The sequence below is a fragment of the Hyphomicrobium facile genome, assembly GCF_900116175.1.
Lineage (GTDB): Bacteria > Pseudomonadota > Alphaproteobacteria > Rhizobiales > Hyphomicrobiaceae > Hyphomicrobium_B > Hyphomicrobium_B facile.
On sequence record NZ_FPCH01000002.1, the window covers coordinates 817,838 to 834,093 of the forward strand.

Sequence of the window (16,256 nt, forward strand, 5' to 3'; positions counted from 1 at the left end):
CAGAAACGCCTCAGTTAGTCGAGCGGCATTTTCCGTGACGCTACGGAGCACATTATCCCCATCGCCACACTGCACGAGAACCGGAGATCGTCGGTGTCGCGCGTAACAGGCCCGTCTTCGTTCAAGCCCTTGATTAGTTCAGATGCAACCGCTGCCCTTTTGCGTTTCGAAAGATCAGGAGATACGGCACCTACAAGGCCAGTAAGCTGCAGCATTCCCGCCAACGCAGACTCTTGATTTTCACGAGACCAAATGAGAGTCGCGTCTCGAATTTTCGCTAGCTGTTTGTTCTGCACGACGATGAGAGTGATCGAACCTTGAATCTTATATACGCGGGTGAACACCTCTTCGTTTGAAAGCTCATTGACCTGAACCAAAGGTCGGCCAGATATTGACGCTTCAAATAAGTTCATACGGCGAGTCAGTTGGTCCAGTGACACGTTAAGTACAATATCGTTGTATTTGAATGTCGTAGCCGACGAACTGGCCGGGGATGATGTTCCTTCGCTCAGTGGTTCGGGGGACTCTGCAGCCTGCTTCGCTTGGATCTGCTCATTTGATGCCCCGTAACTCGTGAAAGGCGTGCCGTTGGATCCAAAGGTTGTCGTCACACCTGCACCGTTGTGCCCTCCATCACTTCCGATCAACGCCAATCCGACGATTATAACGAACAAGATCACTATCGCAGTCATTTTGGTCGATGTGGACCACCCTTTAGTCCGTTCGCCATCATGCGAAGTCGACATCGTTGTCGATGTGGACCACCCTTTAGTCCGTTTGCCATCATGCGAAGTCGACATCGTTCCCCCAAAAGGTATTACCATTCCGTGACGCATGACCTGCTCCATCGGTCAACTTCCGTTCGTCTTACAATGATCCGAAAGAAAAGGTGAGTTACCATCCTACAAGCTGACCTCCAAGCCGCTCTGCAACGGCAAGCGGCGATACGTTCATGCTCATCATCGACAACAGTCCTCAACCTTCTTGGTAAGACCGGAAGCGATTTGCCCCGCTTCGCTAGCCCCCTTCTGGCGAACATTTTGAACAGTTTTGAGCAGCGGTTTGCATCACGCAAAAGACGAAGCAGCCCTTATTCTATGCTTGGAAGCTGAGCGGCCTCGACCACCTCTCTAAGTTGATCTAGTGAAGGTCCGTGATGATACACACCGACCGTGACGCCCTCGTTTGCGTGGCCGACAACAGCTTGCACAAGATATTCCTGGCAGTTCGCTCTCAGTCTTTCTGTGATGAAGGTGTGCCGCAACGAATGAAATGTTTTATCCGCCTGCCCCTCATGGTTTTTGCCTAGAAGTTTGGTTCTGTACTTAGCGAACCTCTTAACGAGCCCTTTCGATTTTCCGGCAAGCTCAGCGAACAGAAATTCTTCATCTGCCCTTCCCTGCAGTCGCGATGACAGGATTTCAGTGAGCTGCGAATGTATTGGCACCTTGCGCGTTGCGGCCTCAGTTTTCCCTTTAAGCACATCGAACACTCCGTCCTTACAGTTGGACACACGGAGCGCAGCTATCTCCCCAGCGCGAAGACCGCTTTGGGCTCCAATGGCAATCGCATGAAGCAGGAGTTTTGTTGGAGCATTGTTGAGGAGGTTCGAGACTTCATCATGGGACCAGGCAAGTCGAGTTTTCGACTTTCCTTTCGCAGAGACTTGTTGGCCCTGCCAAGGATTGGCCTCCGCGATGCCGCGTCTGACCATCCATTTCCAATAGCTGGAAAGGTACTGGATCAAACCATTGACCGTTTTCTGCGCAAGTCCTTGGTTCGATAGATGGGAGGAAAAATCTCCAGCGACCTTTCTGCTTATCGAGCTCACGAAGGTCTCAAGTCTTTTCTCCTGGAGCCAATGCTCGAACCTCGTAATCGCAGCCTTCCTAGCCTTCTGAGTTGTCTCCACTGCATGCGCTTCTCTCAGAAACCTATCAACGTTGAAGCTGATGGTGACGGCTTGCCCAGTTACCGTTCGATACCACTGGCGACCATTCTGTTTTTTATGAGCTTGCTCCAGTAGGACGAGGTTCAACGTATCCTTGTCATAACCGTCGGGCCTTTCGCGATATTCGCCCGCTATCGCTACATCGACGTCCTGAACGCCCTGCCTCAGAAGATCCCAACGGTCTTCGAGCTCGATCAGCTTGCGGGCCACGATCTTCCGAGCTTGGATCGCGTCTGCGGTCCCCAAGTTTTCGACGTGAAAACTTTTGCCTGAGTGCTCCGCCACGTCCTTCGGAAGACGCTTGAAGAACTGATATTGATTGCCCTTCCAACGTAAGTATTTGAGCTTTTTTTCAGGCATTTATGCTTCGACCTTGTCATCAGGAACGAATGGAACTACCGTGGCTTGTGACCTAGCGGTGTTGCCTACCTGAGTCGCCTAGTCGATTGAAATGCCAGCATTTATAGGTGCTTAGGAGGGTCGGATCTCCCTTCCCCTACGGGGCGCCACCTCAGCAAGAATCCTCTTAAATTCAAATGCTTAGCCAAGGTTGGACACTTGTCGGACCGCCTAGGTTGGACACTTACGTTCCATTTTTGGTCCCCGCGAATAGCGGCACAACGCTTGCCGCCAGCTTCTTTTGACTAGCGGCGCGCGTGTAACGCTCAGCCTCCTTCAGCGAGCGCCATCCAAACCACGCCATCAATTGATGAGCGCTCGCACCAGCTTCAGCGAGCGAGGTCGCGGCGGCCTTGCGCAGACCGTGTGCGGAGCAATCCATTAGTCCGGCTGCATCACAGCGCTCACGGAACCAGTTTCCGAACCCCGCCGCGCTGAAGGGCTTGCCGTACTCGGTCACCAGGAAGTTTAGGTCGCCGGTCGGGCTGGTGTTTATGATCCGTTGCAATCCGGCGGGATCGGCAGTTCTAGAGGCGTATCGCCCTTCTTCGTGGTGAAGCTGAGCCAGCCATTTTTTTGGTGCTGCTTGCCGAGCCGGACGACGTCGGAGCGTCGCACGCCAAGATAGCGAAGCAAAGCGAAAGCAAGCCGCTCCTTGGTGCCAACGGGCCAGCGATCCTCGAAACGTTGAATTTCGACTTCCGTCAACGTGTGGTACCCGCCGCCGCGAATGCGAAGGTAAGGCACACGATCTGTTACCGCGCCGTCTTCGATCAGCTTCCGGACTATGAACGCGGAATATAAGAGCGGCTTGTCGACCCTAAATGGCGCTCGCCCATCGTCCAGCGCCTCGCGTCCCTCAACGCGTATCGCCTCCAGGTGTAGCTGTAGTTCGTCTTTCCAGAGATCATCGAAATGCTGCATGTCCCCAACCCGCTTCGGCCCTGCGCTGCCGATGAATAGTGGGTTTGGAATAAGCGGAATTTTTGGAAGAAAATACCTCCGGGGTTTTGAGGCCCCGGCGCGCCGATATGAACCCTCGTGCGCAAACGCCAACGTCGGGACGTCAGCTGCTCTCACCGCACTCAAATCTCGAACATCGACGGCGGTCGGCGCGACTGAGTTCTGCTTTATCCCATAAGCGGAAGTCGGCAGCTCCTACGCTCCTGGACTGAGTCACTTTGCAAGTTATGTCGACTGCTCGGGGTAGACCGGCCGAAATCGAGACTTTTGCATGTGCTCTAGACTTAGATCCGACAATCAGCCCCAACGGCCAGCGGGTGCCACGTTATTCCAGCTGATTGGCAGGGTTGGCTGCAAACCGGCGCTCCGTCCGCTCAATTTCTTAAGTGTCTATAAGACTAATTGCTTTTCTCGCCTACGAGCACCGTCGGCGGGGTGCCTTTCGCTTTCACATAGAAGACAAGCAATTTCGCCGGTTCGGTGCCACTTGCGTTGCGGCTTACCGCGTGGATGTCGCTAGGCGATTCATAAAAGACGCCGCCAGCACGGACTGTCTTGGGGCTGTCGCCCTTGAGCTGCGTGACAACGCTTCCTTCCAGCACATAGACAAACAAGTCCGCGTTATGTCGATGCGGCTGGGAGACTTCGCCCGGCGCGAAGTCAACCACTTCCACCATGCCTTCCTTGCCTGGAAAGTCCGGAAGATCCTTGGTCATCAGGGTCCGCGCCTTTCCGGTGCCTGCATCCGCGACGCCCAAAGCGAGGACGCCACAGGCCGCAAGTGATAGGGCGAATGCGATCTTCGACATTGTCTGCTCCTTCAAAATTGCGTTGGTGAAAACTTCGGTGACGTTCTCGCCCCTCCGGCAACGAGCGCCGTCGACGTATTCGTCTGTTAAGTGATGGCGTCGCCCCAGGAGGGGTCTTGCGCGTCGCTTTCCAGCGATGCGCGATCATGGACGTGCATCGCAGGTCGGCGATCAATGAGCAGGCTGAGCAGCTCAGGGCGGCTGTAGTGCCCGCGAGAATCCATCAGCATCTTGCGCCGCGTGATCAGCGAGAAATCGAGGTCGGCGATAACCTCGCCCTCTCCGGAACGGAGGGGCTCGCCCAGCAACTCGCCTTCAGGCGAGACGATTGCCGTAAAGCAACCGCCTGATATCGGACCGATTGCGCCGCCCGTATCTTCTACAATTTGCGCCTGCTGATCGGGATTCAACCAACTGGTGGCGTTGACCACGAAACACGCGGACTCCAAGGCGTGCTGCCGAATGTTGACTTGGATTTGTTCGGAGAAGCGATCTCCTGCGAACGATCCCGGATACATCGCCGAGTGAATTTGCTCACCGTCCGCCATCAACGCGTAGCGCGCAAGGGGATTGTAGTGCTCCCAGCACGCGAGCTGGCCGATGCGGCCGACGGCACTGTCAACAGCGCGAAGTCCCGACCCATCGCCCTGCCCCCACAGCATCCGCTCATGGAATGTGGGGCTGATCTTACGACGGCGTTGGATCAGACTTCCGTCAGCATCGAAAAGCAATTGCGTATTGTAGATCGTGGAACCGTCGCGCTCGTTGGCACCGATGGATGCGACGATGCCTGCCTGCTTGCAGGCGTCTCCGATCGCCAGCGTCTCAGGCGACGGAATGGTCAAGGACTCCCTGAGCAGACGCTCATGCTCTTTGCCGAGCGAGATTTCATAGGGCCGTTGCAGGAAGGAGAAGTAGGGATAGTAGGGAACGATGGTTTCGGGAAAGGTCGCGAACTGGACGCCTTGACGGCCAAGCTCGAGAATCTTCTCAACAATCTTTGCGACCGTACCCGCGCGACTATAGAGGACGGGACTGATCTGGACCGCAGCGGCTTTGACGGTCGTCATGGAACTCTCCTTATTTGTTAAAACTGATGGCCTGAGGCTGTCTTTTGGGCCATCAATTTTTTGAAATCAGCTTGAGCCCGATGATGCTCGCCAGAATGAGAGCAATGCAGCCGATCCTCATCGGCGCAGCGGATTCGCCGAACACCGCAATCCCGAGAGCCGCCGTGCCAGCCGCGCCGATGCCGGTCCAGACGGCGTAGCCCGTGCCGACCGGAAGCTCGCGAAGCGAAAGCGAAAGAAGGATGACGCTGGCAACGCCGGTGCAGATGGTCAGCAGTGTGGGTACCGAACGGGTGAAGCCCATCGGATGATTTCATGCTGACCGCAAAGGCAATCTCAAGAACGCCAGCGATGCAAAGGAATGTCCATGCCATTTTGTGCGCACCAATTCTGTTGTTTCGTTTCGGAAAGCAGCGATGCCCTCGTCGGTCGGCCGCCGAATGTCAGGCCGGTGCACTCAATCGAGAGCCGTTCGAAATCCCTCACGCCACGTCGGATGTAGAGGTTTCCATCCCAGTTCCTGCCGCACCTTCTTGTTCGAAGCGGCTTGCTCGTAGCCGCTGAACTCGCCCTCCAGCGGGGCCGGCGCTCCAATCGCCGCCGCGAAAACAGGCAGCCATTCGGTGCCGATGGCAGGATCGTCGTCGACGATGTTGAACACGCCGGGCGGCCAGTCGATCGCGTACATCGCAGCCCGCGCGGCATCTTTCACATGGATAAACGAACTGGAACCCCTGCCTGCGGGTCGTCCGGCCCGCCGCACCGAGTCCGCAAACGGGCCGTTTTCCGAATACCAAGTGCCTGGACCGTAGAAGAAACCGTAACGGAGGATCACTCCCTCCGGGAGTTCAGACACCGCGGCTTCGAGCGCGCGCACGCCCTTGACGGTGTCGCGCACCTCAGGCGTCTCATCTGCGAGAGGATCGTTCTCCGTCGCAGGCTCCGGCTTATGCGCGTATACGATCGCCAGGCTTTGCGCGATCATCCGGCGCACGCCCGCCGCCTTTGCGGCATCAACTAGATTTCTCGTTCCGACGATCCGCAGGCGGTCATTTGCTGCGAAGTCCGCCGCCGTTAGGTCGGTGAGTTGGTGAATGATGACATCGGGATGGGCCTCACCGACGGCCTTGATCAAAGCAGCCCGATGAAAAACATCGACGAGAACCGGGCGAGCCCCGATCGCCTCGATTTGCGCAGCTTTTCGGGGATCGCGTGTGGTTCCGAAAACTTCGTATCCTGCCCTGACCAGCATCGGGAGGAGTTGCCGGCCGACCGCGCCCGTCGCGCCTGCAACTAAAACGGATCTCTTAGCTTTTGAATTATCGCTCACGGTTGGCACTCCTTACAAACAAGGATTGAAGGCTTGACTGTGCTAACGTGATGGATCGTGACCCAGTCTATAAGAGCCATGACCGACAATTCTTCGTAGGCCATGATGGAAGACGCCATAGCGATTGGCGTGTGGGTTGCCTCCGATAAATTTCGCAGCAAATGCGATAGTTTGTCGACCGCCAGATGGTCGCCCAAGATCGTGCGCGAACGGGACGCCGTTCACAACAGCTTCAATATCCGCCGTCCTAGTTTTTCGGCCTCGGCTTGAGAAGCGATGTTCGTGAAGCCGACAAGCAAGGCCGGCTCGCCAGCGCTGCCCATCATCCAATCCGACATTGCTTCTCCGTAAAGTCCATCCTCTCGCATGCGGGAGACGAGACGGCGGTCTGATCGTTGGCCTTGCATTCGCAAGATCAGGTGCATTCCTCCCGGCGGAGAATCAATTCGCATATGCTTCTTCAGAACGCCGCCCAATCCCGCCGTGGCTGCTTCGCGCCGCTCGGCATAGAGCTTTCGCATCCGTTGAATATGGCGGGCAAAATGCCCCTCGGAGATGAAGTCCGACACGATCGACTGCGTAAGCGTTGGCGTGCCGCCTACGAGCATCTCAACGATCTGCTCGAACCGTTCGACTTGCGCTTCTGGCACGACAAGATATGCGATCCGGATTCCGGGGAAGAGGACCTTGCTGAAGGTGCCGGCGTAGAGAACGTGCCCATCATGATCCAAGCTCTTCAACGCCGGCAGGGGACGGCTGACATAGCGATACTCGCCATCGTAGTCGTCTTCGATGATCCAGGCTGCATTTGTCACTGCCCAATCCAACAATGCCAAACGCCGAGGCAACGACAAGGACACGCAGAGGGGACTCTGGTGCGCAGGCGTGACCACAGCTGCTTGCGCGCGCGCGGCCCGCTTAATGCCCGCGGCAACGATCATGCCCTCGTGATCCACCGGCACAGGGACGGCTGTAATATTCAGGCAGCCCAGTATGTCCCGCGTTGGCGGGTATCCGGGATCCTCAAGCCAGACGCGATCTCGGGCTTTCAACAACGCATGACAAATCAGCTCGATGGTGTGGCGGTATCCGGATGTCACGAAGACCTGCGATGGCGAACACGTAATCCCGCGCGAGACCTGGAGATATGCGGCGATCTCGGCGCGAAGTTTCGGCAAACCAAGGACCGAGGGGTGCGCCATATCGGAGGGTTGCGTTGCGCGTACGCACCGCGCGCCAAGGCGGGCCCAAATCTTCCGTGGGAATGCATCCAGAGCAGGCAATCCCATCTGGAACGGTAGGATCGAATCCGGTCGGAAGCTAATCCCAGCCGCGCTGCTATCGAATCTTGGCGGCGCACTCGGCGGCATCGGCAGCTTGAGCCCAGGCGTAACGATCGTCCCGGCCTGACCGCGAGCTTGGATGTAACCTTCAGCAGCCAAAAGCGAATACGCCGCTTCAATCGTGCCCCTTGCCAGGCCTAGCTCCTTCGTGAGCGCACGCGCGGACGGAATACGGTCGCCTGGCTTTAATAGCCCGCTGGAAATCGCGCCGCGGACGCGATCGTAAATCTGGCGATAGAATGGTTCCGTCGCCTTCCGATCCAGTGGCCGGATGCCGCTGCCCTTGGCGGATTTCATGGACTAGCCCAATCTTCAAGCAGATCGAAGATTGATTGTACCATTATCATTGCCGGGTGCCGCAACATTGGGCGCGGTCCTGCGCGTATAAAGTAAATTCGGACTTACATGGACCAGCTGGAATTGCCGTCTATGGACCTTGGAATTAGGTCCCGCTCTTTGCAAAAGCGTTCCTCGTTCACTTTTGATCAACGCGCGTGTCGCGAAGCTGGAAATTCCGAGATGGCGAACATCCTGCATGTGAGTTGCAGCCCGCGTGGGCAGAACTCCGAGAGCCACAGGCTCGCTGAAAAAATCAGCGGTTTTTTGCCTTGGTGCGCAAGGCCATAACGGACGATGGAAGCTGGCTAGGTGCGGTTGGTGATGGAGTAACCAAGCAATATCATCATTTTGCCGGGCGGATTATAACGGGGCGGCAACCAATCAGAGCCCCTATTTTGAGGAGTACCCCGTGCGGTGGACGATCCGTGCACGATCGTCTGCTTAGGGCCGGACTGCGGCCACACCTAACATGAGATATTTCCTTAGGTCATCAAAGGTCACGTGACGACCGCTATCTCGGCAAAGGAGGCTGACTGCGGGACCTCTTTATCCCAGAAGCGAATTCCTGGCGGCGTTGAACTACACTCGCCCTAGCCAGTCGCACCACGACCGCTTTCGGATAATCTGCGGACCCCTATCCGGGCGAAGCCTCGCAAAGCGGGTTTTGACGCGCAGCGAAAAGACCAAGCTCGAGGTCATACTTCCGGAGCTGTGGAATTCGCGTTTAATCCTCCGGCATTACCGACAATGGACCGCGAAGCTTGCTCATCGCTCGTTTCGCGCAATCGCGTTAAGGCATGCACTTTGACCCTAAATATTTTCCGTCGACGGTGACGCCCATGTTGGAAATGCCACCCTCCGGGGGATCAAAGGTCATCTTCGACATAGCGCGATACCAGGTCGCAAAGTCTCCGGTGAGGACGGTGCTCGTCTTCTGCTTTCCGCTATCGGTTTTACATTCGACATCGACATAGAGTTCGTCGCCGAGGCGCAGCACTTTCGATGTCGTGCAGTTTTGCTGGCCGACGCCGGTAATGATGCTGTCTGACTGCGTGATGCAAGTCTCGAACGTCTTCATGCCGATGGTCTCAGCCACCGTCGTCAGTTGCCAGAGCCCCGGTCTGCGGAGCGGCAACTCTTCGGCACCAGCGGGTTTTGTCGTTTCGATAGCCATTATCGCGGCGCCCATGAGGCCAAGCGGAATGGGGCGAAGAAGCCTTGGCATCACTGTTTTCATTTCAGTTCGATGAAACCTTCGGCGCCTCGATCGCGATATTCTCGCCGACCACAAAGGTGCCGTCGAACAATCGCTTGTCGGGTTCGGTCACGGGCGCAACGATGTTGCGCACCGGGAGGCCGGTCGCCTTATCGACGTAGACGGTCTGCTGGTTGGGAACCGAAACTGCCGACATACGCGGACCTTTGTCCTTTGCATCGGCCGGCAAAAGCGAAGGGAGCACGCCTTGGTAGACGGCGTATGTCTTGCCTTCAAATTCCTTGTCGCCCGCGCATTTGTAGTCGGTCATGCCCTTCGGGGCTTCCGCAACCGTTTCCCTTACCTGATTGGCCACCGTGGTGGCGAACGCCTCGGAAAGTGCAACCCAGCCCGATCCCTGGTTGGACCAGGCTTGCTTGCCAATCACGATCATCTCCATGGGCAAACCGTCTTTGCCGAGCACGACCTTCTGATGCATACGGTCCGGCAGAACGTAATCCGCACTCATCTTGAGAGTACCCTCGGCATTGGAAATCGTCGTTTCCAGCCGAAAAGACTTAGCCTCCCGCAACTTTGCGAATGCGGCGTCGACCTGCTCCTTGCAGCTTTTGTCAGCGAGGGCGGGAGCAGCCGATGCCAGTATGAGTAGGCCGGTCAAAATCGAGCGCATGACATATCCGGTTTGAATGATTGCGAAAACCGGCACAGGAATCGCGCGAAAGCGAATGCCAAGTCATGGCAATTTCTTCTACCAATATTTCCCATCTTTCGAGGGCGGCGTGGTCCGGTCGACCATCCTCTGACCCGACATCTCAGGGAGATAATCGATGGCGATGCGCATGAGTTCGGGAAGCGATTTGACGCCGAGCTTTCCCTTGATCTGCGAACAGGTGTTGGCAATCGTTTTATAGCTCACATGCAGTTCCTCGGCGATTGCCGTGTACTGCTTTCCCTGGGCTATCAGCTCAAGCGTCTGAAGCTCGCGCAGGGTCATCGCGCTCAGCGGATTGGAACGGCCTTTCGTTTCCATCACGGCTATCGCCGAGGCGATCGCGTGACTGAGAAACGGTTTGCCCTGGCGGACAGCCTGCAGCGCCTTGATGATGTCGACGGAAGAGGTGTCCTTCAGGATGTAGCCGTTGGCACCGAGACGCAGTGATTGACTGGCAATCATCGGATCTTCGTGCATCGTCAGCACGAGAATGGGCGTATGCTTGTCGTGCACCCGAAGCCGCCTGATGAAGGTCAACCCGACAAGTATTCCCTTCTTGATCGCAAGATCGATGATGATCACGTCGGGCTTGTCGCTTCTGTAAGCCCGGAAGCCTTCGATCAGGTTGGAGGCGAGCGTGATATCGACGATGCCTGCGTCCTCCAGAACGCGCCGGCAGCCTTGCAGCACGATCGGATGGTCATCGATAACGAGAATTTTGGTCATGCGGATGCCCTGTTGGCTCCCATAGCGTATCTTTCATCATCGCTGGGTAGCGCTGGAATTTTTATCGAAAGAGTCGTTCCATTCGGCTCATGGCCATCGACGACGAGGCTGCCCCCCGCCGACAGCACGCGCTCGCGCATGGCCGATAATCCGAAGCCAGCCCGAGCGCCGGGCCGCAGGCCTTTGCCGTCATCGCTGACGCGCAAGCTGATCAAGATTGGTGCATTCTGCGCGGCGCCATGACTGCGTCCCGCCTCCTCCTTCAGCTCGACCACGATATTTTCTGCGTGACCGTGGCGCATGGCATTGGTCAGTGCCTCCTGCGTCGCGCGATAGACAATCAAGTCGATCCTATCGCCGTAAGCGCGCGCAAACGGGCCCACCGACGAGACGATGCGGACTTCTGGATGACGGCGTTCGAAATCGCGGATCAGATCTTCAATCAAGGCCGTCATCGGAACCTTCCCAATTGAAACCGGATGCAGGCGCTTCAGCAGTTCCCGGTTCATCACCTTCAGCCGATCGGTGATCGAGAGAATTTCCTCAACCCGCTTGGCAATTCGAGCCGCGTCACCCTCCTTCAATCCCGCTGCGAGCCTGGCAACCGATTCCGCGTTCGCCGTGATCCCAAACAGACATGGCCCCGCCTCGTCATGCAGCTCGCGAGCGATCTCTCGCCGCTCTTCTTCCTGTACGGACTGAATCTGCCGATAAAGCTCGCCGTTTTCGGCGCGGGCCTGATCAAGGGAGGCGGCAAGCGAATTGAACTTCCGCGCAATATCCGCGACTTCTCCAAGTCTTGGAATGCTCAGGCGCTGAGATCGCTCGCCCGCCTCCAGAGCCACCAACCCGCGAGCGAGGGCGACCAACGGATCGAGGATCCAGCCGAGGACAAAATAGAACGCTCCTATCAGCAGCGTTATGGATGCGATAGCGACGACGGCCAAGGCCGAAAGCTCTTGCCAGCTCTCTGCGATCTCATCATCAGGATCGCCTTGGAGAAGAAGTGATCTCTCCCCGTTGGGAACAACGATCACACGTGAGTGATCGCTGTCGCTCTCCGGCTTCATCAGTTTTTCAAACCAGTCGGGCGTCTTGTCGAGCGTGGACACCTCGTCCCGCAAGGTCAGCTCAGGCCTTAACAACCTGGGGCTGGCACCTGGCTCTTGGACGTAAACGCGGGCGTGCCTCAGATGCTGCACTTCACGCGCGACGAGATGATCGAGATCGGCCAACTTGTCCTGGGCGGCGGCGCGTTGCACCAGTTCACGAATGTAGCCCTCGGCGAAATCCAGTGATGCATCGATTTCGACATTGACCGCTTTGCGTCCGTTATAGACAGCGACCGCTCCCGCCACGATCGATGCGAAAACGAGCAGAGCAGACATCGCAAGCAGTACTTGGTTGCGAATAGACCGGCCGCGCCAAACGGTGTCCGACACCCGGCCGGCGAAAGCACCAAGCGATAATGCAGACATTGCTTCAGCCTCCCTCACCGTAACGCTTGGAGAGCTCGTCGAAGGCACGCTCGCTGGTGAAGCCCGCCTTGCGCATATTGTAGTACTGATGCGCTGCTGCACCGAAACTTTCGATGTGCCCTGGAGCGATGGCCCGCGTCAGCTCGGCGATGAGCATAACGGCGGTCTCGTCGCCGCCTTGCTCCTTGATCATTTGCTCAAGCTGCACGGCGCGGTTGGCAATCATGCGCGGAGAATCCTTGAACCTCTTGGAGGCTTCGGCGAGCGAATTGCGCAATCTATGGGCTTCCTCAGAAGCCAGCTTCGCACCTGACTTCCCTTGGCGCGCAATCAACCAATCGACGGGCTGGATTTCATCCTGCCGCGCGAGCCAGCCGGCTTCATCGGCCTTCACAATTCCCGAGCGCTTTTCGCCGCCTTCCTGACGCTGCTGCTCCTCGCTGCACGCCGAGAGCAGTGCTGCGGTGACAAAACATGCGATCCTTAAGAAGGATGACTGCGAGTTCACGATGTGGATCTTTCAAACCAGATTGCGCCTGACGCGGCAACTTTATGTCAGAGGGCCTTAGCAACTTCCAGGTCAACGTCAGCAGGTTTCTTTGCCGAATCTTCCCGGCCCAATTTGCCGCTCCATCTAAAGACCGGCTGTCCCGAGGCCGATAGGGTCCGCCCCGTACCGCTTTCGAAAGTGCCGGGCAACCAGCGATCCGGACGGCGGTGCGCATCGAAGGGTGGACACGGGTTTGATCGCCCGTAATCCGCCCGAACCTCAAAGGGGAAGCACCGGCACTCAACCGTCCGCGGTTAAGCGGCGCTGTCCAACAAGAAAAAGCTGGCTTTGGAAACGCGAGGTTATATGGGCATGAAGAAAGTCATTGGCGCTTCGATGCTGATGTCGGCGTCCTGCATGGCGATGGCAGTCGCACTGCAAATGGGCGTTGCATCCAGCGCTCAGGCGAATGAAAAGCTTATCGAGCTCTCAAAGAGCAAAGAAAACTGGATTATGCCGGGTCGTAATTACGACTCCAACAACTACAGCGAAGACGACCAGATCAACGTTGGGAACGTCAAGCAGCTGAAGCGCGCCTGGTCGTTCTCGACCGGCCAGCTCCACGGCCACGAAGGCACGCCCCTCGTCGTCGACGGCGTCATGTACGTTCACACGTCCTTCCCCAACAAGACCTTCGCTCTCGACCTCAACGATCCCGGCCACATTCTTTGGCAGCACAGCCCGAAGCAGGATCCTGCTGCTCGCTCGGTCGCCTGCTGCGATCTCGTGAACCGTGGTCTGGCGTACTGGCCGGGCGACGACAAGCTCCCGCCGTTGATCATCAAGACTCAGCTCGACGGCCATCTTGTTGCGCTCAATGCCAAGACGGGCGAAGAATTCTGGAAGGTCGAAAACGCCGATATCAAGGTCGGACAGACCGAGACGCAAGCTCCCTATGTCGTCAAGGATATCGCGATCGTCGGTTCGTCGGGCGCCGAGCTCGGCGTCAGAGGCTACACGACGGCCTACAACATCAAGACCGGCGAGATGGTCTGGCGTAGGTACGCCACGGGTCCCGACAACGAAGTCGGTATCGGTGACGACTTCAACAAGGCCAACCCGCACTACGGTCAGAAGGGCCTCGGCACGGCAACCTGGGAAGGCGACGCCTGGAAGATCGGCGGCGGCACCAACTGGGGCTGGTATGCTTACGACCCGGCTGTGAACCTCATTTATTACGGAACGGGCAACCCTGCGCCTTGGAACGAAACGATGCGTCCGGGTGACAACAAGTGGACCATGACGATCATGGCCCGCGACGCCGACACCGGCACGCTGAAGTTCGGCTACCAGAAGACGCCTCACGACGAGTGGGACTTCGCCGGCATCAACGTGATGATGCTTTCGCAGCAGAAGGACAAGGATGGCAAGGAGCGCAAGCTTTTGACCCATCCGGACCGCAACGGCATCGTCTACACGCTCGATCGTGAAAACGGCGACCTCATCTCGGCCAACAAGCTCGACGATACGGTCAACGTGTTCAAGACGATCGACCTGAAGTCGGGTCTGCCCGTTCGCGATCCTGAATTCAGCACGCGTATGGATCACAAGGCGACCGAAGTCTGCCCGTCGGCCATGGGCTACCACAACCAGGGCCACGACTCCTACGATCCTACGAAGAAGCTGTTCTTCATGGGCATCAACCACATCTGCATGGACTGGGAGCCCTTCATGCTTCCCTACCGCGCAGGTCAGTTCTTCGTTGGCGCAACGTTGTGGATGTATCCGGGACCGAAGGGCGATCGTCAGAACGCTTTGGGCCTCGGCCAGATCAAGGCCTACAACGCCATCACCGGCGAGTATAAGTGGGAGCACATGGAGCGCTTCTCGGTTTGGGGCGGTACGCTCTCGACCGCTGGAAACCTCGTGTTCTACGGAACGCTCGACGGCTTCATCAAGGCGCGTAACTCCGACACGGGCGAGCTGCTCTGGAAGCACAAGCTGCCTTCCGGCGTGATCGGTCACCCGATGACGTATCAGCACAATGGCGTGCAGTATATCGCCATCATGTCGGGTGTTGGCGGCTGGCCGGGCGTCGGTCTGGTGTTCGACCTTCAGGATCCGACAGCCGGTCTCGGTGCAGTCGGCGCCTTCAAGAACCTCCAGAACTACACGCAGATGGGCGGAAGCGTCGAAGTGTTCTCGCTGGATGGCAAGAACCCCTATGACGACGTGACCGTCGGCGAGTTCTCGAAGGGCTAACGTCAAGCTCAGTTGCGGCATCGGATGAGACAATCGGATGCCGCAACTTCTGCTTCGCCACGGCCTTTACGGCCAAGAACCATGCTGGGCCGCGCGGCGTTCGCAGAATGGCACTTTCTTCGGCGCGAACTCCGCCTCCCCAGAACTCCCTGCAGTCAATTAGCTCAGACCCGCTCAACGCTTGAGTTGCGGCGCCATCGGACGTTGAAAGGTGACGGTCATATGACTTCCCGGCCTCAGAAGAACTTCAGCGACAGCCGTATCTTCACGACTGCTCAGCTCGCGGCTGCAATTGGCATCACGGCGTTTGCGTTTTTTACGGCCGCTCCTTCGCTCTCGGAGGAAGCCTCCGCACCCGCCGCCGCTGATGCATCGACTCTGCGCGTATGCGCTGCGGAGAAGGAGCTGCCCTATTCGGCGAGCGACAAATCGGGCTTTGAGAACAAGATCGCAGAAGCACTTGCCGACGCGATGGGGCGGAAGGCTGTATTCGTTTGGTCGGAAAAGCCGGCCATCTACGCTGTGCGGGATCAGCTCGATAAGAAGCTTTGCGACGTCGTCGTCGGTGTCGATACAGGTGACGAGCGTGTCCTGACCTCGCGAGCGTACTATCGCGCGCCTTACGTCATTGTTCAGCGCAAAGACTCTCAACTGGATATCAAGGGCTGGGATAGTCCCGATCTCACCAAAGCCACCCCGATCGGCTTCGTTCGCGGAAGCCCCGCCGAGGTCATGGTCACGAAGCACGATCTCTATAACGATAGCATCAACTACGTCTCGTCTCTGACGAACTTCAAGGACAAGCGAAACAGTTACACGCGTATTCCGCCCGAGCGGATGGTTGCCGAAGTCGCTGATAAGACCGCAGGTGCCGCCGCCGCGTTCGCACCTGAAGTCGCCCGCTACGTCAAAGCCAATTCCGATTTGAAGATGATCGTCATTCCCGACGACAACGTCCGCTCTGATGGCGAGCCCGTCCCGCATCACTTCGATCAGTCTTTCGCCGTCCGCAAGGACGACAAGGCTCTGCTTAGCGCGATCGAGACGGCTTTGCCGAAGGCGCAGGAGAAAATTGAGGCGATCCTGAAGGAAGAAGGCATTCCGTACGTGGCGCCGGCGCCCCGGACATAACTGGCTTCGGCGATCGTCGCCGGTCATTCAATGAAGT

General features: G+C 57.4%; 15 protein-coding genes and 1 pseudogene. 2 read left to right on the forward strand and 14 right to left on the reverse strand.

What is annotated here, in order from left to right; all coding sequences use genetic code 11:
• Positions 1 to 14: 14 nt before the first annotated feature.
• The 14 genes and pseudogenes from BM399_RS10725 to BM399_RS10790 form a co-directional block, all read right to left on the reverse strand.
• A complete protein-coding gene (locus BM399_RS10725) occupies positions 15 to 848 on the reverse strand; it encodes a hypothetical protein (protein WP_143117799.1) in 834 nt (277 codons plus the stop codon).
• Between the two features lie 242 nt (positions 849 to 1,090).
• Positions 1,091 to 2,311, reverse strand: coding sequence for a tyrosine-type recombinase/integrase (locus BM399_RS10730; protein ID WP_092867695.1), 1,221 nt, complete (start codon positions 2,309 to 2,311; stop codon positions 1,091 to 1,093).
• Positions 2,312 to 2,534: 223 nt separating this feature from the next.
• Positions 2,535 to 2,858 (reverse strand): tyrosine-type recombinase/integrase, encoded by a 324-nt coding sequence (locus tag BM399_RS21175; protein ID WP_177228124.1) that lies wholly within the window; start codon positions 2,856 to 2,858, stop codon positions 2,535 to 2,537.
• On the reverse strand, positions 2,843 to 3,274 hold the full coding sequence (locus tag BM399_RS21180; RefSeq protein WP_177228125.1) for a hypothetical protein: 432 nt from the start codon (positions 3,272 to 3,274) through the stop codon (positions 2,843 to 2,845). The genes BM399_RS21175 and BM399_RS21180 overlap by 16 nt, the downstream gene beginning before the upstream one ends.
• 437 nt (positions 3,275 to 3,711) lie before the next feature.
• Complete coding sequence (locus BM399_RS10740; protein WP_092867697.1) at positions 3,712 to 4,122, reverse strand: cupin domain-containing protein; 411 nt, start codon at positions 4,120 to 4,122, stop codon at positions 3,712 to 3,714.
• 86 nt (positions 4,123 to 4,208) lie between these two features.
• The gene (locus tag BM399_RS10745) at positions 4,209 to 5,192 is read right to left on the reverse strand and encodes a nitrilase-related carbon-nitrogen hydrolase (RefSeq protein WP_092867698.1); all 984 of its coding nucleotides are present in this window, start codon (positions 5,190 to 5,192) and stop codon (positions 4,209 to 4,211) included.
• Positions 5,193 to 5,244: 52 nt separating this feature from the next.
• Positions 5,245 to 5,566 (reverse strand): annotated as a pseudogene (locus tag BM399_RS10750) (DMT family transporter).
• Between the two features lie 83 nt (positions 5,567 to 5,649).
• Positions 5,650 to 6,522: an NAD-dependent epimerase/dehydratase family protein gene (locus BM399_RS10755; RefSeq protein WP_092867699.1), complete on the reverse strand. Its 873-nt coding sequence runs from the start codon at positions 6,520 to 6,522 to the stop codon at positions 5,650 to 5,652.
• 221 nt (positions 6,523 to 6,743) lie between these two features.
• Positions 6,744 to 8,162 (reverse strand): MocR-like pyridoxine biosynthesis transcription factor PdxR, encoded by a 1,419-nt coding sequence (gene pdxR / locus BM399_RS10765; RefSeq protein WP_092867701.1) that lies wholly within the window; start codon positions 8,160 to 8,162, stop codon positions 6,744 to 6,746.
• Positions 8,163 to 8,994: 832 nt separating this feature from the next.
• The gene (locus tag BM399_RS10770; RefSeq protein WP_244531194.1) at positions 8,995 to 9,441 is read right to left on the reverse strand and encodes a DUF3617 domain-containing protein; all 447 of its coding nucleotides are present in this window, start codon (positions 9,439 to 9,441) and stop codon (positions 8,995 to 8,997) included.
• 1 nt (position 9,442) lies between these two features.
• Positions 9,443 to 10,090 carry a hypothetical protein gene (locus tag BM399_RS10775; protein ID WP_092868178.1) on the reverse strand — a complete coding sequence of 216 codons (648 nt, stop codon included), beginning with the start codon at positions 10,088 to 10,090 and terminating at the stop codon, positions 9,443 to 9,445.
• A gap of 78 nt (positions 10,091 to 10,168) precedes the next feature.
• Positions 10,169 to 10,858, reverse strand: coding sequence for a response regulator transcription factor (locus tag BM399_RS10780; RefSeq protein WP_092867702.1), 690 nt, complete (start codon positions 10,856 to 10,858; stop codon positions 10,169 to 10,171).
• Positions 10,855 to 12,336, reverse strand: a complete 1,482-nt coding sequence (locus BM399_RS10785; protein ID WP_092867703.1) for an ATP-binding protein — start codon at positions 12,334 to 12,336, stop codon at positions 10,855 to 10,857. The genes BM399_RS10780 and BM399_RS10785 overlap by 4 nt, the downstream gene beginning before the upstream one ends.
• Before the next feature lie 4 nt (positions 12,337 to 12,340).
• Entirely contained in the window at positions 12,341 to 12,844 is a 504-nt protein-coding gene (locus BM399_RS10790; RefSeq protein WP_092867704.1) for a hypothetical protein, read from the reverse strand.
• 384 nt (positions 12,845 to 13,228) lie between these two features.
• On the opposite strand from BM399_RS10790, the gene BM399_RS10795 reads away from it, so the two are divergent.
• Together BM399_RS10795 and moxJ are read left to right on the forward strand one after the other, a co-directional pair.
• Positions 13,229 to 15,088 carry a methanol/ethanol family PQQ-dependent dehydrogenase gene (locus tag BM399_RS10795; protein ID WP_244531231.1) on the forward strand — a complete coding sequence of 620 codons (1,860 nt, stop codon included), beginning with the start codon at positions 13,229 to 13,231 and terminating at the stop codon, positions 15,086 to 15,088.
• A 222-nt stretch (positions 15,089 to 15,310) separates the two neighbouring features.
• On the forward strand, positions 15,311 to 16,219 hold the full coding sequence (moxJ, locus tag BM399_RS10800; RefSeq protein WP_092867705.1) for a methanol oxidation system protein MoxJ: 909 nt from the start codon (positions 15,311 to 15,313) through the stop codon (positions 16,217 to 16,219).
• Positions 16,220 to 16,256 lie beyond the last annotated feature (37 nt).